We start from the raw sequence: 26,019 nt of genomic DNA, 5'->3' as shown, positions 1-26,019 counted from the left end.
GAATAATAAATTTATTTAAGTAGGCTCAAATAAAAACAATCACCTGATCAACTTTTTAATGTTACCAAATTATGTTTGTAGCATACCGACATTGTACTGTTTTGTAAGTGGAGCATGGTTAGCCATTTCAATACCCATGCTGATCACTTTTCTAGTTTCAAGTGGATCAATTATGGCATCTATCCAAAGACGTGAAGCCGCGTAATAAGGAGTTGTCTGTTTATCGTAACGGTCTTTTGTTTTATTAAATAGTTCTGTTTCGTATTCTTCAGTAATTTCTTCGCCATTGGCTTTTAAGCTGGCGACCTCAATTTGCACTAAAACACGAGCCGCTTGCGAACCACCCATTACCGCTATTTTTGCAGTTGGCCAGCCAACAATTAATCTTGGGTCATACGCTTTACCACACATAGCATAATTTGCAGCTCCATAACTGTTTCCTATTACGATTGTAAATTTAGGTACAACACTATTAGCCATCGCGTTTACCATTTTTGCGCCATCTTTAATTATACCGCCTTGTTCGCTTCTAGAACCTACCATAAAACCGGTTGCGTCCTGCAAAAAGATTAATGGTATTTTCTTTTGGTTACAATTCATAATAAATCGTGCTGCTTTATCTGCGCTATCGCTATAGATAACCCCTCCAAACTGCATTTCATTGCTTCCGCCTGGCTTTTTACCTTTAACTATTTTGCGTTGGTTAGCAACGATTCCTACAGCCCAGCCATCAACTCTGGCATAAGTGCAAATAATACTTTGCCCATATAATTCTTTGTACTCTTCGTGCACCCCGTTATCAACAAATCTTTCAATAATGTCACGCATGTCATATTGTTTATCGCGTGAGTCAGGTAAAATACCATAAATTTCTTTTGGATCTTTTTTAGGAAGAGCAGCTTCAATTCTATTAAAACCAGCCTTTTCGTAGTCCCCAACCTTTGACATGATGTTACGGATTCGGGTTAAACAATCCTGATCATCTTTGCATTTATAGTCTGTTACCCCGCTAATTTCGCAATGTGTTGTAGCGCCTCCGAGGGTCTCATTGTCAATATGTTCACCAATAGCAGCCTTCACAAGATAACTTCCCGCTAAAAAAATGGAACCGGTTTTGTCAACAATCATGGCCTCATCGCTCATGATAGGTAAATAAGCTCCACCTGCAACACAACTACCCATTACTGCTGCTACTTGAAGTATTCCCATACTACTCATAACAGCATTATTTCTAAAAATTCTTCCAAAATGTTCTTTGTCTGGGAAAATCTCATCCTGTAATGGAAGATAAACACCGGCACTGTCTACTAAATAAATAATCGGTAAACGGTTCTCCATTGCTATTTCTTGGGCACGTAAATTTTTCTTACCTGTAATCGGAAACCAAGCGCCGGCCTTAACAGTAGCGTCATTTGCAACAACAATACACTGTTTACCACTCACGTAACCAATCACAATAACTACACCACCTCCAGGACAACCGCCGTGTTCAGCATACATTTCATAACCTGCAAAAGCTCCCATTTCAAAACGAGAGGTATCTTTATCAAGTAAAAAATCGATACGCTCGCGCGCTGTCATTTTACCTTGGTCTTTTAATTTTTCAATTCTGGCTTTACCTCCACCCAAATGTATTTTTTGTAAACGCTGTTCCATTTGGCTAATGAGTAAGCGCATTGTGTCTTCGTTCTTATTAAATTCTATATCCATACCCTATTATCAACGGTTAAACTATTCAATAAATTTATGTAAATATTTCATGTGAAAAAACAGATTAAGCTTTTATCATTCTTAGATATTTAAATGTATCATCTAAGTAATTTTTCAAATTATCAGCTTGTTTCTTTGTTATAATTAGATCTGCTAAGTCAAAACTTTTATTTTCCCCACATTTTAACTGGGCTTGTATTGATAACGCAAGGGCTGTAGCAAATAAATTATTTTCATCACAAGTGTTAATGACAATATCAAAATTTTTCAATGTTAGCTCGTTTAGATTGAATTTTTTTGGGAGATTCAAAAGGGATTTATCCTTTTTTGAAAAACAATTCCAGTCCCCAAAAGTATGCTCTTTTGAATCTGTTTCAATATAAAAAACTTCAATATATTTTTTTGATTCTTCAAGAAGTTTGTCAATAGCGCTTTTATTCAACGAATTATGCTTTTCTATAATCAGTGCAATCTTTTCAACTTTATCCCAGGAAATGAATTTTCTTTTACGAGTTAGATTATCCCGTCTTATTTTAAATTTAAGAATAAACCTTGTTATTACTTTAAAAGCCATTAAAACAATTCTTTAACTAATTCAACAAATTTACTTTCAGTGTCTTTTAGGCTCAGTGTGCTTTTACCACCAGCGGCATTAATATGACCACCACCACTAAAATATTTACGCGCAAAAAGGTTCATATCAATTTTTCCTTTGCTTCTAAACGAAATTTTTACATATCCTTCAGACTCATTAAATAGCGCGCAAACTTTAATCCCTTTAATTGAAAAAGGGTAGTTGACGAGTCCTTCTATATCTCCTTTTTGATAATTAAACGTGCTAAGTTCTTTTTCGGTTAAAGTGAAATAGGCTACTGGACAACCCGGTACCATTTTTAGTTTCTCGTTTAGCGCAAAACCTAATAATTTTAGACGGTCGAGACTATAGTTATCGTAAACAGCGCTGTGTATATCGCTCGGAACAATGCCAGTTTTTAAAAGTTCTGAAAGAATAAGGTGAGTTTTATGGGTTACACTTGGATACCTGAACGATCCAGTATCTGTCATTAAACCGGTGTAAAGGCAGGCTGCGATTTTCTTGTCAATGAGTTTTTTTTCTCCAAGTCCAACAATAAAATCAAAAATAAGTTCGCAAGTGCTGCAAGCGTCTACGTCATGAAAATACAAAGTAGGGTAGTCATCTGGTTGTTGGTGGTGATCAATTAAAACCTTAGGAGCTTCTGTTTTCTCAAGAATATTTCCAAGTTTTTCTAAGCGTTTATAGGAATTAAAGTCTAAAGTGAAAATAGCGTCCGCTGACATTAGGATCTTTTCGGCCTTTTTTTCATTTGCTTGAAAGTTAATTACTTGTTTATTTCCAGGCAGCCAGTGAAGGAAATCAGGGTAGGCATTTGGAACAATAACACTTACTTTCTTATTCAATTTAAACAAGAATAGGTATAAGGCCAAACTACTCCCCATTGCATCACCATCTGGACTCCAATGGGTCACAATAGCTATATTTTGGCTGTTTTTAAGGAGTTTTTTGAACTTTTGGAAGCTGTCTTTCTGCATAAATCGGTATAAGCCGTAAATTTAGACTTTTAGGCACGAATTAATCACTAAAAATCTTTAAAATATTTTCTTTAAGTACAATAAAAACCATATATTTGCCCCTCTAAATTTAAATAAACAAGTAAAAATGTTAATAGTTCAGATTAAAGAAGGCGATAATATTGAAAAAGCTTTAAAAAAGTACAAGAAGAAGTTTGAAAAAACTGGTGTTGTAAAGCAACTACGTGATCGTTCAAAATTCACAAAACCTTCAGTTCGTCGTCGCGAAGAAATCATTAAAGCTTCTTACAAGCAAAAATTACAAATCGGCGCTATCGAAAAATAGCCCTTTTTCTATTTTTTTAGATATTTTAATTGCAATCCTAATTTGAAATGTATAATTTCGATTAGGATTTTTTATTTTATATGGTTGAGGGCGCAGTAAACGGTTTTTTATCCTACTTAAATCTACAAAAAAGATTTAGCCCTCTTACATCGAAAAATTACGAAGCAGATCTTAAACAGTTTTTCTCCTTTTTAGATAAGGAAATAATGTCCTATTCGCTTTCCACAATTTCTTTCCAATACGTTAGATCTTTCATTGCATCCTTAATGGATAATGGTATTTCTGCTAGAAGTGTTAATAGGAAGATCAGCACTTTAAAATCTTTTTTCAAATATTTACTTAAAAATGGATTGGTGGATGTAAATCCAACTCAAAAAATTCAGGGACCAAAAACACCGAAACGATTACCTGTTTTTATAGATGAAAATCATCTTGCTGAAATTTTTAAAACCAAGCACTTTGCTAAAGGTTTTGAAGGAATGCGCGATAAATTAATTATTGACGTATTGTATCAAACAGGTTTGAGGCGGGCGGAAATATTAAGTTTAAAAGAAAGTGATGTTGATTTGTTCAATACTCAACTAAAGGTATTAGGTAAGAGAAGTAAAGAGAGAATCATTCCATTTGACGTTGAATTAAAAAGAAGTATTGTTTCTTATCTAAAAGAAAAGAAAGAAAATAACCTTGATAATCCGCACCTATTTGTTACGCTCAGTAATAAAGCATTAAGCGCTGGGAAAATTACAAAGATTGTAAAAGGAATTTTAAGCAGTGTAACTACAAATAAGAAAAAAAGTCCACATGTTTTGCGACACACCTTTGCGACTCATTTATTAAATAATGGTGCAGATATTAATGCTGTAAAAGAATTATTAGGGCACGCCAATTTATCGGCGACTCAGATATACACACACAATTCAATAGATAAATTAAAAAAATCGTATAATCAAGCCCATCCACGATCGGGCAATTAGTAACATAAATTAAAAGGAGGAAAAGCTATGACAATCAACATTCAATCAGTGCATTTTACTGCAGACAGAAAGTTACTCGACTTTATCAATGAAAAAGTTGAAAAACTAAATACATTTTATGATGGAATAATCAGCGGTGAAGTAACGTTGCGACTCGATAAAAGTAGTACGAGTGATAATAAAATTTCTGAAGTAAAAATACTCGGAAAAGGACAAGAGTTTTTTGCTAAGAAACAATGTGTAAGTTTTGAGGAAGCCACTGACTTGGTTTGTGAAGCGCTTAAAACGCAAATAAAGAAACATAAAGATAAATTAATAGAGCATCATCAGTAGTTCTAAAAAGAGCCAATTGAGAAGTCGCTACGAATTAAAGTGGCGACTTTTTTTATTCAAGCAATTAGCTTTATCTTTAACAGGAAATGCGTCAAATACTTCTAGTCTTAATTTTTATTAGCCCTTTAATTACATTCTCTCAAACTAGAGATAAAAGGAGCGCACCCTACACAGTAAGGTACAATATTGGTATACAAAAATCTTTAAGCAGCCAAAAATTCAGGACTGCATTCAATGGTATTTTTGAAACCAATCTGAGTTTAAATGCTCGCGTGTTTAGTACATTTTTCATCGGAGTTGGTTATCAATATAGCCACTTTCAAAATAACAAAGCTGTATTTGCTTTTTATCAAGCCAAAGATCCAAAGGGAAATGCAACCGGAGCAACTTTGTCTTATAATACGCGATTAATTGGTAATACACCTTTTATTAAAATCGGCTACGATCATTTTTTCGAAAAAGGTTTTGCAACGTTTGGCCTAAATGCTGGCTACTCATTAATGCATTACAATAATGTCGTAAATGATAGTGCAGACGCCAATCTTCCATTTCCGGCTTCAAAATTTAATGCCGGACTTTTACAGCCTGAAATATCCGTGAGTTTTATCACAGATAGATCGCTTACTTTTTCAATAATGGTAGCCTATACAACGGCATTTTATAAGTTCGATCCCAAGGAACCAAGATTTAATGCAATTGATGAGCTTCGGGACAAATCCAATAACTATTTTATGAGTTGGATAAACATTGGCTTCGGAGTTACTTTGCTACTTGGAAAAAGATAAATCTCAATTAATAAATTTAATATTTAATAAGAATGATTACAGCTGAAACGCCTGTTAAGTTTGAGAAAAAAAAGCATAAGGATTCCACTTTGTTGGAACTTTACACAAACATTTTAAAACCTAGAATGATTGAAGAAAAGATGTTATTACTTCTTCGTCAGGGAAAAATCGCAAAATGGTTTAGTGGTATCGGTCAGGAAGCAATATCAGTAGGTGTTGCAACTGCACTCAATTCGGATGAATATATTTTACCAATGCATAGAAATCTTGGTGTTTTTACTACTCGTAAAATCCCATTAAATCGTTTATTTTCTCAATTTCAGGGAAAACCTGGTGGATTTACACAAGGACGTGATCGTTCTTTTCATTTTGGAACCAATGAATATCACATTGTTGGTATGATCTCTCATCTTGGCCCACAATTAGGCGTAGCAGATGGTATTGCTTTGGCTAACAAAATAAGAAGAGAAAAAAAGGTAACAGTTGTTTTTAGTGGTGACGGTGGAGCAAGTGAAGGTGATTTTCACGAAAGTATAAACACTGCGGCAGTGTGGAATTTACCGGTAATTTTTGTAATTGAAAATAATGGCTACGGTTTAAGTACACCAAGCAATGAACAATTCCGCTGTAGTTCTTTTGCTGACAAAGCTATTGGTTATGGTATTGAAGGAGTTTCGATAGACGGTAACAACGTACTGAAAGTGTATGAAACTATAAAAACTTTGAGCGAGAGTATTCGTAATGATCCACGTCCTGTTATTTTAGAATGTGTTACTTTTCGTATGCGCGGTCACGAAGAGGCGAGCGGTACCAAGTATGTGCCAAAAGAATTGTTCGATGTTTGGGGAAGAAAAGATCCTGTAGCTACATTCGAAAAATTCTTGCTTGATGAAGGTGTTCTCACTGAAGAACTGATAGCAAATACACGCACCGAAATAAAAAAAGAAATTGATGAAGGTTTAGAAATCGCGTTTGCTGAAAAAAATCCAACGCCAGATACTGCAAAGGAATTAAAAGAATTATTCAAAGATTTTTCTGTTGAAGATACTAGCAGTGTTTCTGAAAGTAAAACAAACATGCGCTTGATTGATGCTATTAGTAATGGTATGAAACTGGCAATGCAAAAACATAAAAATCTTGTTTTAATGGGACAGGATATTGCAGACTATGGTGGTGTGTTTAAAATTACAGAAGGATTTGTAGAAGCTTTTGGAAAAGAACGTGTAAGAAATACGCCTTTATGTGAAAGTGCAATTTTAGGAGCTGGCTTTGGCTTGTCTATTAACGGACACAAGGCTATGGTAGAAATGCAATTTGCAGATTTTGTTAGCGAAGGCATGACGCAGATTGTAAATAATTTAGCAAAGAGTTATTATAGATGGGGACAAAATGCTGATGTGGTTGTCCGCATGCCAACAGGAGCAGCCGTTGCGGCAGGACCATTTCACAGTCAAAGTAACGAAGCTTGGTTTTTTAAAACGCCGGGTTTAAAAATTGCTTACCCCGCATTTCCAAGCGATGCAAAAGGCTTGCTGCTAACAGCGTTTGATGATCCAAATCCTGTGATGTATTTTGAACACAAAGCTTTGTATAGAAGTATTGCAGAAGATGTTCCTGACGGATATTATACTATACCTTTTGGTAAAGCAAAATTATTAAAAGAAGGAAATGATCTTACAATTGTTACTTACGGTTTAGGAGTGCATTGGGCATTAGAAGCATTAACTGAAAATAACGATATGAGTGCCGATTTATTGGATCTTAGAACCCTTGCTCCGCTTGATATTGAAGCAGTTTATGCTTCTGTTAAAAAAACAGGTAAAGTGATTGTGATGCATGAAGATACTTTAACAGGTGGAATTGCAGGCGAAATTGCTTCCTTGATTTCGGAAAACTGTTTTGATTATTTAGACGCTCCTGTTATGCGTGAAGGAAGTTTGGATACGCCGGTTCCGATGAATGTTGATCTTGAACATAATTTCTTACCCAAAGAACGATTTAAAGAAAAATTATTAAAACTTTGGAAATATTAAATTATGGAGTTCATTGATTTAAGAAGCGATACCGTTACAAAACCTTCAGCGCTTATGTTAGAGGCAATGATGACGGCGAAGGTTGGCGATGATGTGTTTAATGAAGACCCTACTGTAATTGAACTTGAAAATTATGCTGCTAATTTATTCGGTAAAGAAGCAGCCTTGTATTGCCCTAGTGGTACTATGACAAATCAAATTGCCATTAAAGTGCATACACAACCAGGAGACGAGGTAATTTGCGACGTGAATTCTCATATTTTTAATTATGAAGGTGGTGGAATTTCCTTTAATTCAGGCGTTCAGGCAAGATTAATTCAAGGAAACGAAGGAAGAATTTCTGCAGAGATGATAGAGCCTTGTATCAATGGCGATTTTGATTGGTTAACAAAAACAAGTTTAGTTTCCCTTGAAAACACTGTGAATAGAGCAGGAGGAAGCTTCTATACAAAAGAACAAATAAAACCAGTGTACGAATTGTGTCGTGACAAAAATTTAAAATTGCATTTAGATGGAGCGCGTATTTTTAATGCCTTAGTTGAAACTGGAGATACTCCAAAAGAAATTGGAAATTATTTTCATTCGATTTCAATTTGTTTATCAAAAGGCTTGGGAGCACCGGTTGGCTCATTACTTTTAGGAGATAAAGATTTTATTAAGAAAGCCCGTCGTTATAGAAAAGTTTTTGGAGGCGGCATGCGTCAGGCTGGTTTTTTAGCAGCGGCCGGTTTGTACGCTTTAAAAAATAACATCACACGTTTAAAAGAAGATCATTTAAGAGCAAAAAAGTTAGAACAAGTCTTGCGTGAATTACCTTTTGTAGAATCTATTCTTCCGGTTTATACAAACATTCTTATTTTTAATTTGAAGAAGGAAATAATAAGTGGTGAAGCGTTTGAAAAAAAATTGCGCGACAATGGAATTAAGATTTCTTCTTTTGGAAAACAGACTATTCGTTTCGTTACGCACCTGGATTACACGGATGACATGCTTGCTAGGACCATTCAGGTTCTCAAGTACGTTTGTTAAAATTCTTAGAATTTAGTATCTTTAATGTCCTTATTTTAATAAAGTGATCCCTAGAGTTACCGTTGATAAAATATTAGATGCCGCCCTTGTTGAGGAGGTTGTTGGAGAATTTATCACCTTAAAAAAACGGGGTACCAATCTTTTAGGACTTTGTCCTTTTCACGGAGAAAAAACTCCTTCTTTTACGGTATCTGCAGTAAAAGGTATTTATAAATGTTTTGGTTGTGGGAAGGCTGGAAATTCTGTGAATTTTATCATGGATCACTTGCAGTTAAGTTATCCGGAGGCTCTTAAATGGCTAGCTAGGAAATATAATATTGAAGTTATTGAAAAGGAGATAACTCCTGAAGAACGCGAGCAACAAACAGAGCGTGAGAGCATGTTGATTGTGATGCAATATGCGCAACGTTACTTTACCGAAACCATGATGAATACCGATGAGGGAAAATCAATTGGTCTAGGTTATTTTAAAGAACGTGAATTAAGAGATGATATCATTGCTAAATTTCAATTAGGATATAGTTTAGAAGAGCGCAACGCTTTTACGAAAGCAGCTGTTAAAAGTAGTTATGCTCCCAAGTATCTTGCTAAAACGGGCATGAGCATTGTGAGCAATCGTTACGTTGAAGGGAAAGAACTTGCTGAGGCTGATCTTTTTGACCGCTACGCAGGACGCGTGATGTTTCCAATTCAGGATGACGGCGGGCGTGTGGTTGCTTTTGGAGGAAGGACTTTAAGTACTGATAAAAAAACCGCCAAATACATTAATAGTCCCGAGACAGAAATTTACAACAAGAGTAAAATTTTGTACGGGTTGTGGTTAGGAAAAAAAGCTATTCAAAATAACGATGCTTGTTATTTGGTAGAAGGCTACATGGATGTTATTGCGATGCATCAAGCGGGTATAGAAAATGTTGTAGCATCTAGTGGAACATCTTTAACGGTCGATCAAATTAAATCTATTCATCGTTTTACACGAAACATTATTGTTTTGTACGATGGTGATGAAGCTGGGCAAAAGGCAAGTAATCGTGCAATTCCGCTACTATTGGAGGAAGGGATGAATGTTAGGTTACTCCAGTTTCCAAATAATGACGATCCGGATTCTTACAGTAGAAAAGTAACTATACAAGAGTTTCAAGATTACATCAAAAATAGCACAGACGATTTTTTATATTTCAAAGCCAAGAAATTAAAAACAGAAACTGCGAACGACCCCATAAAAAGGGCGGGAGTAATAAAAGATATCGTGGAAAATATTGCAGTTATTCCCGATAATATTATTCGCAGCATTTACATTAAAGAGTGCGCTAACATCATGGAGATAGAGGAATCTATTCTTCAGTTAGAAGTAAATAAAATACGACGCAAGGGAAGTAAATCATCGTCGTCGCAAAGTCAACGACCATCAGGGCAACAAACTGGCACACAAAATCAATCTACAAGTGAAGAAGGAGCTTTTGATCCAGCAAGTCTGGACGATACAAGTTTTATGGAAGCTGCTCCTGAATCGGAGTTGTATGGTTTTGATGCGGAGGAAGAAAAGCTTTTGTGTTTGTTGATTAAGTATGGAAATATGCTTATTACTACACAGGCAGAAGACGAAGTAAACATGGAGCATGAGTTAGAAATAACACTTGGTGAGTTTATTATTTTTGAATTGTGGCGCGACGAAATTGTTTATGAAAATCCATTATATAAAATGGTTTTGGATGAATACATAGAGCAATTAAAACAGCAAAATTTACCAAACATAGAGCATTTTTTACGGTCGCCGAATCCAATTGTTAGTAGTTTTATTATCAATCATGTGATTGATAAATATGAAATCAGTCCTAAATGGAAAAACTTTGGCGTTTTAGTTCCTAAAGAAATTGATAATGCAAAACGCGACGCGCAACGGTCTTTATTTAGTTTTAAGAGTAGAAAGTTGAGCCATTTTATTCATGAGAAACAAATGGAATTAAAAACAATTTCATACGAAGATTCGTTAAAGGTATTAGAAGAATTAAAACATTTAGATTCTCTGAAAGGCAGGGTGAACAAACTTTTGGGGAGAGAGGTGATAAAATAAAAAAGCCGCAGGGGCTCCTGCGGCATTGATCTTTTCCAAAGTTTAATTGCTTTTTTTGAATAACTTTGGAAAAGTTATTACGGAACTACACTACATTTCAACTAAAGTCCCAATTTTTTCTCCTTCAACTAAATTTTTAAGATTTCCTTTTTTGTTCATGTCAAAAACAATAATAGGAAGATTATTTTCTTTACATAAGGTAAAGGCGGTCATATCCATAACTTCAAGACCTTTACTGTATACTTCATCAAAAGAAATGGTTTCGTATTTAGTTGCTGTTTTATCTTTTTCAGGGTCTGCTGTGTAGATCCCGTCAACACGCGTTCCTTTTAAAATTACATTGGCTTCAATTTCTATGGCTCTTAAAGTGGCAGCTGTATCCGTTGTAAAATAAGGATTTCCTGTTCCTGCGCCAAAAATGACGACACGGCCTTTTTCTAAATGTCGCACTGCTTTGCGTCGAATGTACGGCTCACAAATTTGTTCCATTTTAATAGCACTTTGTAAACGTGTATGCACTCCTAATCCTTCTAAAGCGCTTTGAATAGCCATACTATTAATGACAGTAGCTAGCATTCCCATATAATCGCCATGTACACGATCCATGCCGCCTTTTTCGGCTTGGATTCCGCGGAAGATGTTTCCACCACCAATTACAATGGCTACCTGACAACCTGCGTTATAAACCGTTTTAATTTCTTGAGCATATTCCATTAAGCGTTCTTGATCGATTCCAAAACCTTTATTTCCCATTAAGGCTTCTCCGCTTAGTTTTAAAAGTATGCGTTTGTATTTCATAGTTCGTTTTTTATCTTGTTCAAGCTGCAATTAAGAACAAGGGAAGTTTAAATAAAAAAATATCAAAAAAAATCCCGACTAAAAAGTCGGGATTAATAATTTACGATAATGAATAACGCTTTAAGGCAGAAACCGTTAGGTCTTTTTCAACACCTTGTAAAAACTGGCGTACAGTCATTTTGTTATCGATAAAGAATTCTTGATTTAATAATGTAGAATCTTTATAGAATTTATTTAATTTACCTTGAGCAATTTTTTCAACCATATCTTCTGGTTTACCCTCTGCACGAGTAGTCTCACGAGCAATGTCTAATTCACGATCGATAGTAGTTTTATCTACATCGTCTTTATCAATAGCTACTGGAGCCATTGCGGCTGCCTGCATAGCTATATTTTTAGCAATTTCCGGAGTAACAGTTTTGTTAAAACCAACAGCAACCGCTAAACGATTTCCTGGGTGAATATAGCCTACAACTTGAGGAGCAGAAACCACACTGTAGTATCCTATATCAATTTTCTCACCGATCTTACCAATTTGCTCCAAAAACTTCTCAGCAATGGTAATTTGATCGTTGTATGGCAAAGATTTAAGTTCTTCAACTGTTGCTGGTTGTTTTGTTAAAGCAACATTAGCAACTGTTTCAGCGAACTGAATAAAATCTGCATTTTGCGCTACGAAATCTGTTTCGCAGTTAATGCTAATAACAACACCTGTTTTATTATCTGATGAGGTTTTAGCTAAAACTACACCTTCTTTTGCGTCACGGTCTGCACGGTTAGCTGCTACCTTTGCACCTTTTTTACGAAGAAAATCTACAGCGGCTTCAAAATCGCCGTTGCTTTCTTCTAATGCTTTTTTACAATCCATCATGCCTGCACCTGTTTGCTGGCGTAATTTGTTTACTTCTGCTGCTGTAATTGCCATTTTTATTTATTATTTCTAGTTTATTGTTTCTTGTTGTTTTGCATGAAATGATCTTCGATCTGCTTCATGGCTAAAAAAAACGGTCAGCCTGTTGCCAGAGTGACCGCTTTTAAAAATTTATATTAAAATTATTTTTTTGCTGCCACTCTACGACGAGGTTTTTTAGCCCCACCTTCTTCTTCTTCAACTTTTGCACCTTTAATGATTGCGCCATCAGCTAATTCTTCAGCTTCAGTAGCACTTAATTCTTTAGTGTCGTTTTCTTCAGCATTAGCTTCTTTATCCATCTTGCGATCAGACAAACCTTCTTTTACTGCATTTACCATTAAATCAATGATGTAAGCGATAGAAGTTGAAGCGTCATCATTAGCAGGAACTGCAAAGTCAACTAAATTTGGATTTGAGTTAGTATCAACGATTGCAAATGTTGGAATGTTTAAACGTTTTGCTTCTGCAACTGCGATGTGTTCTTTTGTAATATCGACAATAAATAAAGCAGCTGGTAAACGAGTTAAATCTGCTACTGAACCAAATTGAGTTTCTAATTTAGCACGCTCACGAGAAAACTGTAAACGCTCACGTTTCGAAACGTTAGCGAAAGTTCCATCAGCAAACATTTTGTCGATTTGACTCATACGACGAACCGATTTACGGATTGTAGCAAAGTTAGTCAACATTCCACCTGGCCAGCGCTCAGTAACATAAGGCATGTTAACTGATTTCACTTTTTCGGCAACTATATCTTTTGCTTGTTTTTTAGTAGCTACAAATAAAACTTTACGTCCAGAACGTGCGATTTGTTTTAAGGCGTCTGCTGCTTCGTCAATCTTAGCAACCGTTTTGTTTAAGTCAATAATATGGATACCGTTTTTTTCGGCATAAATATAAGGAGCCATTGCTGGATTCCATTTGCTTTTAAGGTGACCAAAGTGTGCACCTGATTCAAGTAATTCGTTAAATGATGTTCTTGCTGACATTTTTTATGTTCTCTTTCTTTAAATAAAATATTAACGTTTGCTGAATTGGAAGCGAGCACGAGCTTTTTTCTGACCGAATTTTTTACGTTCAACCATACGCGGGTCACGTGTAATTAAACCTGCTGCACGAAGATCTTTTTTAAGATCTGCATTCATTTCAACCAATGCTTTAGCAATTGCTAAACGAATAGCTTGTGCCTGACCTGTAATACCACCACCGGCAACATTAACTTTAACATCATAAGCCTCGCGAAGGTTTGAAACCATTAAAGATTGTGTTACATAATAGTGTAGGGTTGGTGTTTTGAAATATTCTTTGAAATCTCTTCCGTTTACCTCAATGTTTCCCGTACCTGCTGTTACATAAGCACGAGCAACTGAAGTTTTTCTGCGACCAGATGTGTTAATTACTTCCATTTAATTTATAATTACTTTATTTTACTTAAATCTACTTTTTTAGGCTGTTGTGCCTCATGACCATGCTCTGTACCAACGAAAATACGAATGTTTGTATTTAAGGTTCTACCTAAGCGACCTTTTGGTAACATACCATGAATAGCATGTGATAAAATGTCTTGAGGTTTTTTAGCCATTACTTCTTTTGGGGTAGCAAAACGCTGACCACCTTGATATCCTGTATAACGAATGTATTCTTTATCAGTAAATTTCTTACCGGTAAAGCGTACTTTCTCAGCATTAATGATAATTACATTGCTACCAGCATCTGCATGCGGTGTGTAGCTTGGTTTGTGTTTTCCACGAAGCAACATGGCAACTTTGGTTGCTAAACGTCCAACTACTTCATTTTCAGCGTCAACAAGCAACCATTCTTTGTTGGCTGTAGCCTTGTTGGCAAATTTTGTTTTATAACTTAATGCGTCCACTTTGTAAAAATTTTAGTCTTTTCCCCGAATTAGGGGGTGCAAATGTATGAAGTTTTTTTTAGTGAACAAAACTTTTTTGAAAAATAACTGTAGTTTTTCAACAATTTATCCATTACGAAAGATATATTTAGCGTTTTCACTTGTAATTTTTGCAACTTCGGTCATAGAAACATCCTTAATGGCCGCTATTTTTTTGGCTACTTCAAGAATATAACCTGGTTCATTTCTTTTTCCTCGAAAAGGTATAGGAGCCAAATAAGGCGCATCAGTTTCCAAAACTAAGTGCTCCAGCGAAATTTGCTCTATAACCTTATCTAATCCTGAGTTTTTAAAGGTTATAACGCCTCCAATTCCTAATTTGAAGCCTCCAAGGGCTATTATTTTGTTAGCCTGCTCTAAATTACCCGAAAAACAATGAAAAACGGCTTTTGGACGTGTTTTATAAGAGATTAATATATCGTAGATCGGGTCAAATGCTTCCCTGCAATGTATCGAAATTGGGTAATTATATTCTAAAGCCCATTCAATTTGCTTTCTAAACGCCGTTTTTTGCTCCTCAAAGAAGGTTTTGTCCCAATATAAATCAATCCCAATTTCTCCTACAGCAATAAATTTTCTTTTAGCAAGCCATTCTTTTACTAATGAAAGCTCAGTTTGATAGTTTGCATTGACTGAACAGGGGTGTAACCCCATCATTGCAAAACAGCACTCAGGCATTTGTTCTTCAACCTCAAGCATACTAGCTAGAGAAGTAGAGTCAATATTTGGCAGGTAAAATTCTTTAACGCCATTTGAGATAGCGTTGTTAATTAGATTTTTTCGGTCTGAATTAAATTCTTCAGCGTAAAGATGTGTGTGTGTGTCAATCAACATTTTTAAACAATTGCATCTAAAGTAACTTTCACTACATTATTTAATTCGGTTTTGGTGGCACCGCTTTGACTAAGCACTTTTAGTCCACAAAGGGAGTTAAATAGAAATGGCGCGTATGATTTAGGTGCATTTGAAAGGTTTATTACCTTACTTGTCTGTGCTTCGTTTAACCAAGTTGTAAAAAGCTCATGCATGTCTTCTTTGTTATTACAAATCAGTTTAGCGGTTTTTTCGCAGTGTTTGCTCATTTCAGCTGCTGCATTCACCATTAAACAACCATTGTCATTAGGATGTGCAACTAAATGATTTACGACTTCCTTAAATAGAAATTCTATTTTTTGCATACCGTTAAGTTTTTTTTGATTAACAGTTTCGTAACCGTCTTTCTCAGCATTTTTATAAAACTCAAGGGATTGTAAATATAAATTGTGTTTATCCTTAAAGGAATCATACAAACTGCTCCGACTAAGACCAGTGGCCTTTAGAATTTCATCAATGGAGGTGCCATTATATCCTTTTTGGTGGAAAATAGTTGAGGCTACCTCTAAAACTTTTTCCTTGTTGAATTGTTTTACTTTTGGCATATGTGTGATTTTTGTAAAACAAAATTAAGTATTCGGAACGATTATTCCAAATAGAATTGAGTAAAAAAATCAAAAAAATCACTCATAGCTAGATCAGAAACTAGAAACATCGGAGCGTGTATACATAATGTGAATTAAAAGTTAGTTTGGAATTACCAAATACCAAAGTTCATTTCAAGGTTGTCTTTAAACCATTCTTCGTAGCCATATTGCTTGGTAAGTTCTGCTATTAATTCAGTAACGGTATATATTTTTTTCTTTTTAGGCGGGACAAATAGCTTTGCTTCGGGTTTTAAGATTTCTATTTTTTTAGCGAAATACACAATACCACCATCTTCGTTTGCAATGCCAAGAATTGTTCCTGGAAGGCCATTAAAACTTTCGGGACCTGCAGACGGAGTGATGTCGTAGCTGAACCAGGCATGAATTCGCGTACTATCGTTGACGTGCCAGATAGCTTTTCTACAAACATATCCAGCTATTTTTCGTGTGCTTTCGGTTACATGCCATTCTCGTTTTCTAAGCGTATCGGTCAAATGTAATTCCTCTCCCCACATAGTTTTTATTAAATAGCGTTTGTTTTGATCGGGGTATTGATAAACTGTATTCTTACTTGTTGTCCAGCTGTAATTTTCTTTCAGCTCATTTTCCTGAGGTCTGAAAACTGAGCAACTGTCAGTAATAAATAATTCAAAATAATCAATCTTAATTTTATCTTCTTCCTTAATCCAACGCAACACATAGTCTTTGCTTTTAAATTTTTTATAAAGATTTGTTTTACGCTCGTAGGTAATCTTAGCGGAAGTTATTTGCGCTTCAAATTTCACAATGAAACTAAAAAGAAATAAAACAAAAAAGAGTTTTTTAAAAGTCATCATCGCCTTCTACTTTAGTTTTTTGGTTGTTGAATTTGTAAAGCAGTTTCAAAAGAAAATAGCGTTTTATTATTTGCGTTTTAGTATCTACGATTTGATTGCTGCTAATATATCTTTGGTTGCTTATGTTTTGATTTAGAATGTCGTTTGCGTTGAGAGACAGAGCTAAGTTTCCTGTTTTAAGAAACAGACGAGCAATGGAAGCGTTCCAAATAAAATAATGGATATTGTATCCAGGCGTACGATTACCATTATCATTGTAGCGGCCATCGGTTGAAATAATAAACTTTTTCCGAATCTTGAGTACAACACTTCCTTCTAATCCGTAACTATAATAAGGTTGGTTAGATTGTATACTGATGGTAGATTTTGGGATGTTATAGCTGTAATCGCCGCCGATACGAATGTTAAATTTTTCGGCATTTTTTTCCACACTCATGCTTGGCCCTAGACTTGTGTTTTGAGAAATGTTTTTCGTGCTGTTAACCAAAGAAACATTGTTTGAGAAACTCCCATTAAAATTGTAATAGGTTTTTATGAATTTTTTAAAGAGAGGGAAACCTCCTCCAAGCCAAACGTTTCCATTATAGTTTCCATTCACGTTAACCGGTTGAGTTATGGCCCTACCTTCCGAATCATAGGTGGTCGCATAAGAAATTTGGTTATTAGTATTACCATAATTTCCACCAACCCAAAAATTTACATCTTTAATACCTTTATAAAAATAATAGTTGAGAGATAAATTATTACTGAAAGTAGGTTTAAGATCTGGGTTACCAATCGAAATACGATTTGGATCTGTGTTATCGCGCACAGGCTGCATTTGCTGTAAATCGGGTTGTTGAGAAGAAGAGTTATACCGAAAAGATAAATTTGACCCTTGATTTATTCTGTAATTAAATGAGGCAAGCGGAAGAATATTGTTTACCTTTAATTGTAGTTTATTCCCGGTTGTTATATTCACATTCTGCTGCTCAATATTTCTAAAATAACTACCTACCGTTATTCTGTATTTTTTTACTTCGTACGTGAGTTTGGTACCTGCTCTGTGAATGACACGTTTGTTTTCAAAATTATTAGAGAGGTTTGAATCTAATAAATCATAACCAGTTGCCCTATAGTTAAATGTTTCTCTGTTATTAGAATTTTGATTATTTGTAAAGTTGTAACTAAACTCACCTTTAATTTTTTTTGTGAAAGGTTCTGTATAAATCAAAGAGGCATTGTGTTCTATTTTAGAATTTTTCTGCGTTCTTTTCTGAACCAAACTGCTGTCGTTGGCCTGACCTTCATAATAAATAAAATCTGTATTTAATTTTGTGTCATTGTTACTTGAATTAAAGATGGGTTGATAAGAGATACTTATGTTGCGATCTTTCTTCATAAAGTTGCGACTCAGTTTCAAATAAATATTAGCGTCGCTTGTTTGATTTGAGTTTGTGTTTTTTATGACTGTTCGACGAGTTGTAGCAATTTCTCCAGAAATAAAATCATCCGTTTGTATAGTGGAATTATCTGATGTAGTATATTTAATTTTTGGAGCTAATGTAAGTTCTGTGAGTGAATCTAATTTTTGGATGACACGAAAATTAAAAGAATGGTTTTGATTTTTTGATTCACTGGTTTTTATTTTCAGGTTGGAGTAACTTGTGTCTGCAAGAAAAAATTGGGTGTTTGTTTCTGAACCGGAGAATAACTGATTTTGATTAAACGTATAATCGGCATTTATTTTTGTGTTTTCCCCAATCTTATCATTAAAATAAAAACCAGATTTAATTGTAAGAGGTACGCCTGTTCCTCGTTCATTGTTATTTATCCAATTACCAGTTTCATCATCGTAAATCCAGTTCTGTTCACCACTCAAGCCATATTTATAAGCATCTCCACCACCAAAAGCCTGTTTTGGTGTATTTGCTACCAATCCAAATAAACTTACCTTGCGGCTCCCTTTAAAATGATTTGCTAAAAATTCTCCTTCATAAAATTTTTGAAAATCACTGGCGCCTGATACTTTTCCAAAATAACCTTTCTTGGCATCGTCCTTCAATTTTAGATTTATAACCTTTAATGTTTCATTAGCGCCTTCTTCAGTACTTTCATTTTTTTTATCAAAAACCTGTACGTTATCTATTGAAGATGCGTTGAGGTTACGCGTGGCAATGGTTGGATCCGTTCCGAAAAATTCGTCGCCATCCACTAAAACCTGATCAACTTCTTTACCTTGTACAGTAATTTTCCCATTTGCATCTACCTGCATGCCAGGCAATCTTTTGAGAAGGTCTTCCACTGTGGCATTTGCTCCTGTTTTAAAAGAGTCGGCAGTAAAAATAAGAGTATCGCCTTTATAGTAACTTTTTTCTTTTGGGGCAACAATTTCAATTTCATTTAATACAAACGATTTTGGCGGTAGTACAACATTTTTAAAATTGTAAACAGAATCTTTGGAAGAAGGCACTAATAAAAAGGTTTTATCGCTATGGCTTGGATGTGATAAAATTACAAGATAAGTATCAAGTGGAACCTGAATAGGTTTAAAGAAACCTGTGTTATTAGTTCGCGTGTGTTTAATAAGCGTAGAATCACTAAACTTAAGCACCATCATTAGAACGTTTGGAAGGCCATTGTTGGCACTTGTATCGTTAATATTACCGGTAAATTTAAGGGTTTGCCCTTTTAAGAAAACTGTGAACAAAAAGAATAAAAGAATTAGTATTTTTTTGCTCATTCTTAGGGTTTTGACTTTGAATTAAATCTGTAACGAAAGTATTTAAAAAAGGATACAGAACAAGTTAACGACTTGTTAACGAGGGGGGTGATTTTATTTTTTGGCTTTTTTTGGGAATTCAAAGCTTTTAAAATAAAAGTAATGAAGCCTTGTTTACTTGACGTTTCTATTGTCAATTCGAATATACCAACCAGATGGATTTACGGGAATACTTAGCGTATCCTGAGTGTGAATTTTCCCTGAATACGTTCTTAATTGATTATCTTCAAAACTAAAAGGTTTTACGAATAGAATTGTTTGAATGAGAAATCCTATAAAGATTAGAGATAAACCTGTATGTGTGGATTTGTTTTCATATAAAACGGAAATAAAAACCCACATAAACATGAGAGCGGGAATGTAAAAATTACGCACTCCACGATAGTAGGGGTCGAGAAGTGAAGGTTCATTGCGATATGCAATGAGCGTGGTGATGAGAAATAGTGTCCCGCAATAGAAGGAAAGAATAGGGAAAAGATTTGTGTTTGACTTGTGAATTTTAAGTACAAGCACCAGCATATAAATAAAAACTGCTACTACTCCAATTGTCATAATTACAAAAGGCAGGTTTAAAGCAAACTTTCCTAAAAGCAGAAACCAATACTGAACAAATAAATAATGAATAAAGCCTTCATTGAAAAGTGTAAATTCTCCTTCTGTTCGATTAATGTTGCCGTTACCGGATAAGGCTATCGCTCCAATAATCCCAATGGAGATAACCAGTAAATAAGAAATTGTTTTTCTTTTGTCATTTTTAAATTGATGACGTTGTATAAAAACTGAAAAGAGGAATAGCGGTAAAAGTACTGTATAATTTGGGCCGGTAAAGCCAGAGAGAAAGAGAAACAGAAGATCGGCATAAAACCATTTTTTGTTTTTGTCAAAATTTGTTGATGAGAAAATAATAATCGGAAACAAAACCATTGTCCACTGCAAATTGGTAAGGTTCATTATTATTTCAGATTGGGTTGGGATGAGCGAAACGCAAATGGCAATAAAAAAACGTTGAATATCTGAATAAGGAAGCCTTTTCCAAATATAGTATAGCAGTATAAAAAATACCAGTAACCATGAATAACAAAAAACAAATGGAGCAATATGTAAGGGTAAGCCCACTGCAACAGAAAAGCAAGCAATTAGCCTTGGATAGAGGTGAAAGTAGCCGGCGCAGGTATTATAAAGACTACTAAATCCTTCATGGTAGGCTTCAGCAAAAAAAACAACGCCTTCTTCAGCCCAAAACTGCGAATGGTAAAAAGAATCAGGACGTTTATAAAACAATACGAGTAGAGAAATAATAAAAGAGCCAATCATTAATTTATTCTCGCGTGAAATGTGAGTCTTATTATGAATGGTCATTGATAAGGTTTGAGTTTTGGTAAAAATAACAAAAGGAATTGTATTCAAGTAGCCTATCTCTTTTTTTGTAACTTCACACTATGTTATTGAGAATTAACGAAAATAATATTGCTTACGAATCAATTTCTCAAATTGTTGCATGCTTAAAAGATGGAGGAATAATTATCTATCCAACAGACACCGTTTATGCTTTAGGTTGTGATATTACACATACAAGGGCAATCGAACGTATTTGTAAAATAAAAAATATAAAGCCTGAGAAATCTAATTTTTCATTTGTTTGTTCAGACCTGAGTCATCTTTCTGAATATGCAAAAGCTATTCCAAATCATATTTTTAGAATTATGAAGAAGGCTTTGCCTGGGCCTTACACTTTTATTTTAGAAGCAAACAATAACGTTCCAAAATTATTAAAGCAGAATAAAAAAACGGTGGGTATTCGTGTTCCGAATAATGCCATCTGTAAAGAAATTGTTGAAAGGCTTGGAAACCCTCTTATTTCTTCAAGTTTGGTTGACACAAACGATGACATTGTAGAATATTTTGCAGACCCGGAAATAATTTTGCAGCAGTTTGGTGAAATTGCAGATATTGTAATTGATGGCGGATTTGGAAACCTTTATCCTTCAACAATTATTGATTGCAGCGGTAATGAGATAGAAGTAATAAGAGAGGGCTTGGGGAGTTTGGAGGTTTTGTCTTAAAGCTTTTTCAACACGGAGAGACAGAGGCACTGAGTGAATTTGCTACAGAAATAATACGTATAGTTGCTCAATTAATTGTTCCGACTCGGTCACTCTGAGCCCTATACCTCATTGTTAAAGCCACTCAAATATTAAGGTATTACAGAAGACTAAGCAAAGCGAGTTCATAACTTTTTAATCCAAAGCCACTGATACTTCCTTTGCAATTTGCACCAAGATAAGAAACATGTCTAAAATCTTCTCGGGCAAAAACATTGCTAATATGAACTTCAATAACTGGTGTTTTAATGGAAGAGATAGCATCTGCTAGTGCAACAGAGGTATGCGTGTAGCCTCCCGCGTTAATAATGATACCATCAAAAGAAAAACCAACTTCATGCAGTTTGTTAATGAGTTCGCCCTCAACATTACTTTGAAAATAATGAATCTCGCTATCTTTGAATTTTTCTTTTAGTGTTTTAAGATAAGTCTCAAAATCAGTCGCGCCGTATATTTCCGGTTCTCGTTTCCCCAAAAGATTTAAGTTAGGCCCGTTTATTATCATTATCTTCATTCGATGAAATTAAGACTAATTTTTTAATCGAAAAACTGTTTCTTTTTATTTAAATGAGCTCCTGGAACTCCTATTATATAAGATTTAAGCAATTTCTTCAGCTGGAAAGGTCTTTGTCGAAAAACTCAATTGAAGCCTATGCTGATGACTTAGAAAAATTAGAAAATTATTCCGAAGGATTTTTAAATCATCAAACGCCTGACAAATTCAACTACCGCCAATTACAGGATTTTGTTGAGTGGATTGCCAGCCTTGGTTTTTCGGCCGCTACTCAAGCGCGAGTAGTTTCAGGATTAAAAACATTTTATAAATTTTTATTGCTTGAAAACGATTTAAAACAAAGTCCTGCCGAACTATTAGAAACGCCTAAACTTACAAGAAAGCTCCCTTCGTTTTTAAGTGTGGAAGAGATTGATAGTATGATCGCTTGCATTGACAGAAGTAGCGCAGAGGGAGACCGAAATGCAAGCATTCTTGAAACACTTTATAGTTGTGGTTTACGTGTGAGCGAACTTGTTGGTTTAAAAATTACAGATCTTCATTTAGACAATGGGTATATTAAAATTGTGGGAAAAGGAAACAAAGAACGTTTGGTGCCTATCGGTAATGTTGCAAAAAAACTTGTGTTGAATTATTTAAATAATGTTAGGGTTCACTTGTCTATTAAAAAGGAATCGGAAGATATTTTATACTTAAATAGAAGAGGGGGGAAGTTATCGCGTGTAATGGTATTTTATATCATTAAAGATTTGGCGGATAAAGCGGGGATAAAAAAAGCATTGAGCCCTCATACTTTTCGTCATTCATTTGCAACACATTTAGTTGAGGGAGGAGCTGATCTCAGGGCTGTTCAAGAGATGCTCGGACATGAAAGTATTACTACAACAGAAATATACACACATCTTGATAAACAATTTCTTCGCGACAATATCTTGAGTTATCATCCACGCAATAAAAAATAGTAACTTTGTTTAATACATGAAAACGTTTAAAGTACCTGAGTTTTATAGAAGTCCTATTATTTCGAAAATAAAACAATTTCGAAAAATACAAGATCCTCGTAAACGTGATAATAGTCCTACTATTCTTGATTTTGGATCGGTAAAATATTATGTTGCACGGCATTTTGGATTTTGTTATGGGGTAGAAAACGCCATTGAAATTGCATTTAGAGCCCTGGAAGAAAATCCGGGTAAACGTATTTTTTTGCTAAGTGAAATGATTCATAATCCTGAGGTGAATAAGGATTTAACCGAAAGAGGGGTTCGGTTTTTACAAGACACTCATGGTAAACAATTAATATCCTTTGATGTTTTAACAAATGATGATATTGTGATGATTCCCGCTTTTGGCGCACCATTGCCTTTATTAAGTTTACTTAGTGAAAAGGGAATTAAAACAGAATCGTATAATACAACTTGTCCGTTTGTAGAAAGAGTCTGGAAAAAATCAGAACAAATAGGAAAATCAAAACACACTATTATTATTCATGGTAAAAATACACATGAAGAGACCCGCTCAACGTTTTCTAGAAGTGCGATTGATAGTGAAGCAGTGGTTATTGTGCGAGACATGAGAGATGCTGAGAAATTAAAGCCATACGTTTTAGGAAAAAAAAGTCAGAAAGAGTTTGAAAAAGAATTTGAAGGAAAATTTACCAAAGGTTTCGACATAAATAAACATTTTGAAAAACTAGGAGTGATAAATCAAACAACCATGCTTGCGACAGAAACGCAGGGTATTTCTGATTTTTTTAAAGAGGTAATGGTGCAGAAGTTTGGCAGTGAAACGATAAGCGATCATTACGCAGATACACGGGATACTCTGTGTTACGCTACCAACGAAAATCAAGATGCGACATATGGTTTACTTGAAACAGATGCCGATCTTGCAATCATTGTTGGAGGATATAATAGCAGCAATACTTCTCATTTGGTGGAATTATGTGAACGTAAATTTCCGAGTTATTTTATTTCATCATCCGCTGAAATAGTAGATAAGGAAACAATTAAGCATTATGATTATTCGAAAAAAAGCATCCTAACAACTAAAAACTTTTTACCGAATAAAAAAAATATAAAAATTATTATTACAAGTGGCGCCTCTTGCCCAGATTCCTTGCTCGAGGGCATAATTCATAAGTTGAATACTTTTTTTGAGGAAGTAAAACCACTTGAAGAGGTTTTAAAACATTTAGAGCCTGCATAAAAATATTTTTATTAAATTGAATTCATGAAAATTAAACTCCATAAACCACTTATTTTTTTAGACATTGAAGCCACTGGTCTTAGCATTGGTTCAGATAGGATAGTTGAAATTTGTCTTCTTAAACTGAATGTAGATAATACCACAGAAACCAAAATTTTAAGAATAAACCCCGAAATACCAATACCAGATGTGGTTTCAAAGATTCACGGAATTTATGATAAAGATATTTCAGATGCTATAACGTTTAAGCAAGCGGCGCCTGAATTATTGAGATTTATTGGTAATTCTGATTTTGCAGGATACAATTCAAATAAATATGATATACCTTTATTAGCAGAAGAGTTTTTAAGAGCTGAGGTAGATTTTGATTTAGAAGGAAGAAAGTTGGTAGACGTTCAGAATATTTTCCATTTTATGGAGCCAAGAAATTTAAAGGCGGCTTACAAATTTTATTGCGATAAACCTTTGGAGAATGCGCACAGTGCTGAAGCAGATGTAGTTGCCACCTTTGAAGTTTTTAAAGCGCAATTAGAGAAATACGAAGGACTTGAAATGACGGATGATAAAGGAAAAACCTACCAACCTGTTGTAAATGATATTTCTAAGTTGAGTGATTTTAGTGCAAGAGCTAAAAACGTTGATCTTGCAGGCAGAATTGTATTTAATGAAAAAGGGCAGGAAGTTTTTAGTTTTGGAAAACATAAAGATAAACCAGTTGTCGAGGTGTTTGCAAAAGAGCCTTCATACTACAGTTGGATGATGAATGGAGACTTTCCACTCTACACAAAAAAGGTAATTACTAAACTTCGATTGCGAATGAAATTACTTTAGTGGGCTTATTTTTTATAAGCTTCTGTTGCCTTTCGTACACTGCCGTGTTTTAATAACAGATTTTTAGCCTCCTCGTAATCGTTAATGCCAGCATTTTTCATTAGCATTTGCGTTCCGCGATCAACAAGCTTGTCGTTGCTCAGTTGCATGTCAACCATTTTATTTCCTTTAACTCGTCCCAACTTTATCATTACAGAAGTTGAGATCATATTTAAAACAAGTTTTTGAGCGGTGCCACTTTTCATACGTGTGGAGCCTGTGACGAATTCGGGACCAACAATAACTTCAATTGGAAACTTAGAAACTTTGGCTAATTCACTTTTCGGGTTGCAAGTTATGCATGCGGTTACAATATTATTTTCGTTACAGGCTTGCAAGGCACCTATAACATATGGAGTTGAGCCTGATGCAGCTATTCCTATCACAACATCTTTTGAATTTATCTTGTTCTTTTTAAGATCGAGCCAACCTTGATGGACATCGTCTTCTGCAAATTCTACAGCTTTTCTAATAGCTTCATCACCACCGGCAATAATTCCTATAACGATCCCGTGATCAATTCCATAGGTGGGCGGACATTCACTAGCGTCTACAATACCTAGTCTTCCACTTGTTCCGGCGCCCATGTAGAATAATCTACCGCCGCTATTTAACTTTATGACAATTTGATTTACAAGCAATTCAATTTGAGGGATAACTTTTTCAATCGCGTTGGGAACCGTTTTATCCTCCTTATTCATGTTAATGAGCAATTCTGAAACGCTCATTTTTTCAAGATTATCGTAAAAGGAATCTGCCTCAGTGGTTTTCATAATTTAAAATTAAGTCAAAAAAAAAGCTGCTCAACAG

26 protein-coding genes are annotated in these 26,019 nt (G+C 34.9%); 11 read left to right on the top strand and 15 right to left on the bottom strand.

Translation table 11 applies throughout. The features are described 5' to 3' along the window. Positions 1–69 precede the first annotated feature (69 nt). The 3 genes from P2086_RS18105 to P2086_RS18095 all read right to left on the bottom strand — a co-directional run bounded on the left by P2086_RS18105 (position 70) and on the right by P2086_RS18095 (position 3,282). Positions 70–1,710, bottom strand: a complete 1,641-nt coding sequence (locus tag P2086_RS18105; protein WP_317898176.1) for an acyl-CoA carboxylase subunit beta — start codon at positions 1,708–1,710, stop codon at positions 70–72. A 64-nt stretch (positions 1,711–1,774) separates the two neighbouring features. Beyond that, on the bottom strand, positions 1,775–2,284 hold the full coding sequence (locus tag P2086_RS18100) for a DUF6913 domain-containing protein (protein ID WP_317898175.1): 510 nt from the start codon (positions 2,282–2,284) through the stop codon (positions 1,775–1,777). Further along, a complete protein-coding gene (locus tag P2086_RS18095) occupies positions 2,284–3,282 on the bottom strand; it encodes a DHH family phosphoesterase (RefSeq protein WP_317898174.1) in 999 nt (332 codons plus the stop codon). Before P2086_RS18095 ends, P2086_RS18100 begins: the two co-directional genes overlap by 1 nt. Before the next feature lie 127 nt (positions 3,283–3,409). On the opposite strand from P2086_RS18095, the gene rpsU reads away from it, so the two are divergent. The 7 genes from rpsU (at position 3,410) to dnaG (ending at position 10,835) form a co-directional block, all read left to right on the top strand. Further along, positions 3,410–3,607 carry a 30S ribosomal protein S21 gene (rpsU, locus tag P2086_RS18090; protein ID WP_317898173.1) on the top strand — a complete coding sequence of 66 codons (198 nt, stop codon included), beginning with the start codon at positions 3,410–3,412 and terminating at the stop codon, positions 3,605–3,607. Positions 3,608–3,687: 80 nt separating this feature from the next. Further along, on the top strand, positions 3,688–4,581 hold the full coding sequence (locus P2086_RS18085; protein WP_317898172.1) for a tyrosine-type recombinase/integrase: 894 nt from the start codon (positions 3,688–3,690) through the stop codon (positions 4,579–4,581). 27 nt (positions 4,582–4,608) lie between these two features. Continuing rightward, a complete protein-coding gene (gene hpf, locus P2086_RS18080; protein ID WP_317898171.1) occupies positions 4,609–4,914 on the top strand; it encodes a ribosome hibernation-promoting factor, HPF/YfiA family in 306 nt (101 codons plus the stop codon). A gap of 86 nt (positions 4,915–5,000) precedes the next feature. Further along, entirely contained in the window at positions 5,001–5,699 is a 699-nt protein-coding gene (locus tag P2086_RS18075; RefSeq protein ID WP_317898170.1) for a hypothetical protein, read from the top strand. Positions 5,700–5,731: 32 nt separating this feature from the next. After that, entirely contained in the window at positions 5,732–7,732 is a 2,001-nt protein-coding gene (locus tag P2086_RS18070; protein WP_317898169.1) for an alpha-ketoacid dehydrogenase subunit alpha/beta, read from the top strand. 3 nt (positions 7,733–7,735) lie between these two features. Then, entirely contained in the window at positions 7,736–8,761 is a 1,026-nt protein-coding gene (ltaE, locus tag P2086_RS18065; RefSeq protein ID WP_317898168.1) for a low-specificity L-threonine aldolase, read from the top strand. A gap of 43 nt (positions 8,762–8,804) precedes the next feature. Continuing rightward, entirely contained in the window at positions 8,805–10,835 is a 2,031-nt protein-coding gene (dnaG, locus tag P2086_RS18060) for a DNA primase (RefSeq protein ID WP_317898167.1), read from the top strand. Between the two features lie 90 nt (positions 10,836–10,925). Here the strand turns inward: dnaG and pyrH are convergent, their stop codons facing one another. The 10 genes from pyrH to P2086_RS18010 all read right to left on the bottom strand — a co-directional run bounded on the left by pyrH (position 10,926) and on the right by P2086_RS18010 (position 20,922). Then, the gene (gene pyrH / locus P2086_RS18055) at positions 10,926–11,633 is read right to left on the bottom strand and encodes a UMP kinase (RefSeq protein ID WP_317898166.1); all 708 of its coding nucleotides are present in this window, start codon (positions 11,631–11,633) and stop codon (positions 10,926–10,928) included. Between the two features lie 100 nt (positions 11,634–11,733). Further along, positions 11,734–12,558, bottom strand: coding sequence for a translation elongation factor Ts (gene tsf, locus P2086_RS18050; RefSeq protein ID WP_317898165.1), 825 nt, complete (start codon positions 12,556–12,558; stop codon positions 11,734–11,736). A 128-nt stretch (positions 12,559–12,686) separates the two neighbouring features. Then, positions 12,687–13,535: a 30S ribosomal protein S2 gene (gene rpsB / locus P2086_RS18045; protein WP_317898164.1), complete on the bottom strand. Its 849-nt coding sequence runs from the start codon at positions 13,533–13,535 to the stop codon at positions 12,687–12,689. Between the two features lie 30 nt (positions 13,536–13,565). Then, entirely contained in the window at positions 13,566–13,952 is a 387-nt protein-coding gene (gene rpsI / locus P2086_RS18040; protein WP_317898163.1) for a 30S ribosomal protein S9, read from the bottom strand. 11 nt (positions 13,953–13,963) lie between these two features. Further along, positions 13,964–14,419, bottom strand: a complete 456-nt coding sequence (gene rplM / locus P2086_RS18035) for a 50S ribosomal protein L13 (protein ID WP_317898162.1) — start codon at positions 14,417–14,419, stop codon at positions 13,964–13,966. Between the two features lie 105 nt (positions 14,420–14,524). After that, a complete protein-coding gene (locus P2086_RS18030; RefSeq protein ID WP_317898161.1) occupies positions 14,525–15,292 on the bottom strand; it encodes a TatD family hydrolase in 768 nt (255 codons plus the stop codon). A 2-nt stretch (positions 15,293–15,294) separates the two neighbouring features. Beyond that, entirely contained in the window at positions 15,295–15,876 is a 582-nt protein-coding gene (locus P2086_RS18025; protein ID WP_317898160.1) for a TetR/AcrR family transcriptional regulator, read from the bottom strand. Between the two features lie 152 nt (positions 15,877–16,028). Further along, positions 16,029–16,754 (bottom strand): GLPGLI family protein, encoded by a 726-nt coding sequence (locus P2086_RS18020; RefSeq protein WP_317898159.1) that lies wholly within the window; start codon positions 16,752–16,754, stop codon positions 16,029–16,031. Further along, entirely contained in the window at positions 16,741–19,476 is a 2,736-nt protein-coding gene (locus P2086_RS18015; RefSeq protein WP_317898158.1) for an outer membrane beta-barrel protein, read from the bottom strand. Before P2086_RS18015 ends, P2086_RS18020 begins: the two co-directional genes overlap by 14 nt. Positions 19,477–19,629: 153 nt before the next feature. Next, a complete protein-coding gene (locus P2086_RS18010; RefSeq protein ID WP_317898157.1) occupies positions 19,630–20,922 on the bottom strand; it encodes a hypothetical protein in 1,293 nt (430 codons plus the stop codon). A gap of 32 nt (positions 20,923–20,954) precedes the next feature. Between P2086_RS18010 and P2086_RS18005 the strand changes: the two genes are divergently transcribed. Beyond that, positions 20,955–21,578: an L-threonylcarbamoyladenylate synthase gene (locus P2086_RS18005; protein WP_317898156.1), complete on the top strand. Its 624-nt coding sequence runs from the start codon at positions 20,955–20,957 to the stop codon at positions 21,576–21,578. A 139-nt stretch (positions 21,579–21,717) separates the two neighbouring features. Here the strand turns inward: P2086_RS18005 and aroQ are convergent, their stop codons facing one another. After that, entirely contained in the window at positions 21,718–22,131 is a 414-nt protein-coding gene (gene aroQ / locus P2086_RS18000; RefSeq protein ID WP_317898155.1) for a type II 3-dehydroquinate dehydratase, read from the bottom strand. Positions 22,132–22,244: 113 nt separating this feature from the next. Here aroQ and P2086_RS17995 point away from each other — a divergent pair, with 113 nt between their 5' ends. From P2086_RS17995 to P2086_RS17985, 3 genes are read left to right on the top strand one after another with little or no spacing between them, the layout of a single operon-like run. Next, positions 22,245–23,093, top strand: a complete 849-nt coding sequence (locus tag P2086_RS17995) for a site-specific tyrosine recombinase (protein WP_317898154.1) — start codon at positions 22,245–22,247, stop codon at positions 23,091–23,093. A 16-nt stretch (positions 23,094–23,109) separates the two neighbouring features. Then, positions 23,110–24,339 carry a 4-hydroxy-3-methylbut-2-enyl diphosphate reductase gene (locus P2086_RS17990; protein ID WP_317898153.1) on the top strand — a complete coding sequence of 410 codons (1,230 nt, stop codon included), beginning with the start codon at positions 23,110–23,112 and terminating at the stop codon, positions 24,337–24,339. A 24-nt stretch (positions 24,340–24,363) separates the two neighbouring features. Next, a complete protein-coding gene (locus P2086_RS17985; protein WP_317898152.1) occupies positions 24,364–25,170 on the top strand; it encodes an exonuclease domain-containing protein in 807 nt (268 codons plus the stop codon). Between the two features lie 5 nt (positions 25,171–25,175). On the opposite strand, the gene murQ is transcribed toward P2086_RS17985, so the two are convergent. Next, positions 25,176–25,982 carry an N-acetylmuramic acid 6-phosphate etherase gene (gene murQ, locus P2086_RS17980; RefSeq protein ID WP_396127439.1) on the bottom strand — a complete coding sequence of 269 codons (807 nt, stop codon included), beginning with the start codon at positions 25,980–25,982 and terminating at the stop codon, positions 25,176–25,178. Positions 25,983–26,019: the final 37 nt, after the last annotated feature.

Origin of the sequence: Aurantibacillus circumpalustris (assembly GCF_029625215.1) — a bacterium.
Taxonomy (GTDB): domain Bacteria; phylum Bacteroidota; class Bacteroidia; order B-17B0; family Aurantibacillaceae; genus Aurantibacillus; species Aurantibacillus circumpalustris.
The sequence above is the reverse complement of the archived record's forward strand: the minus strand, read 5'-3'. Positions and strand labels throughout refer to the sequence as shown.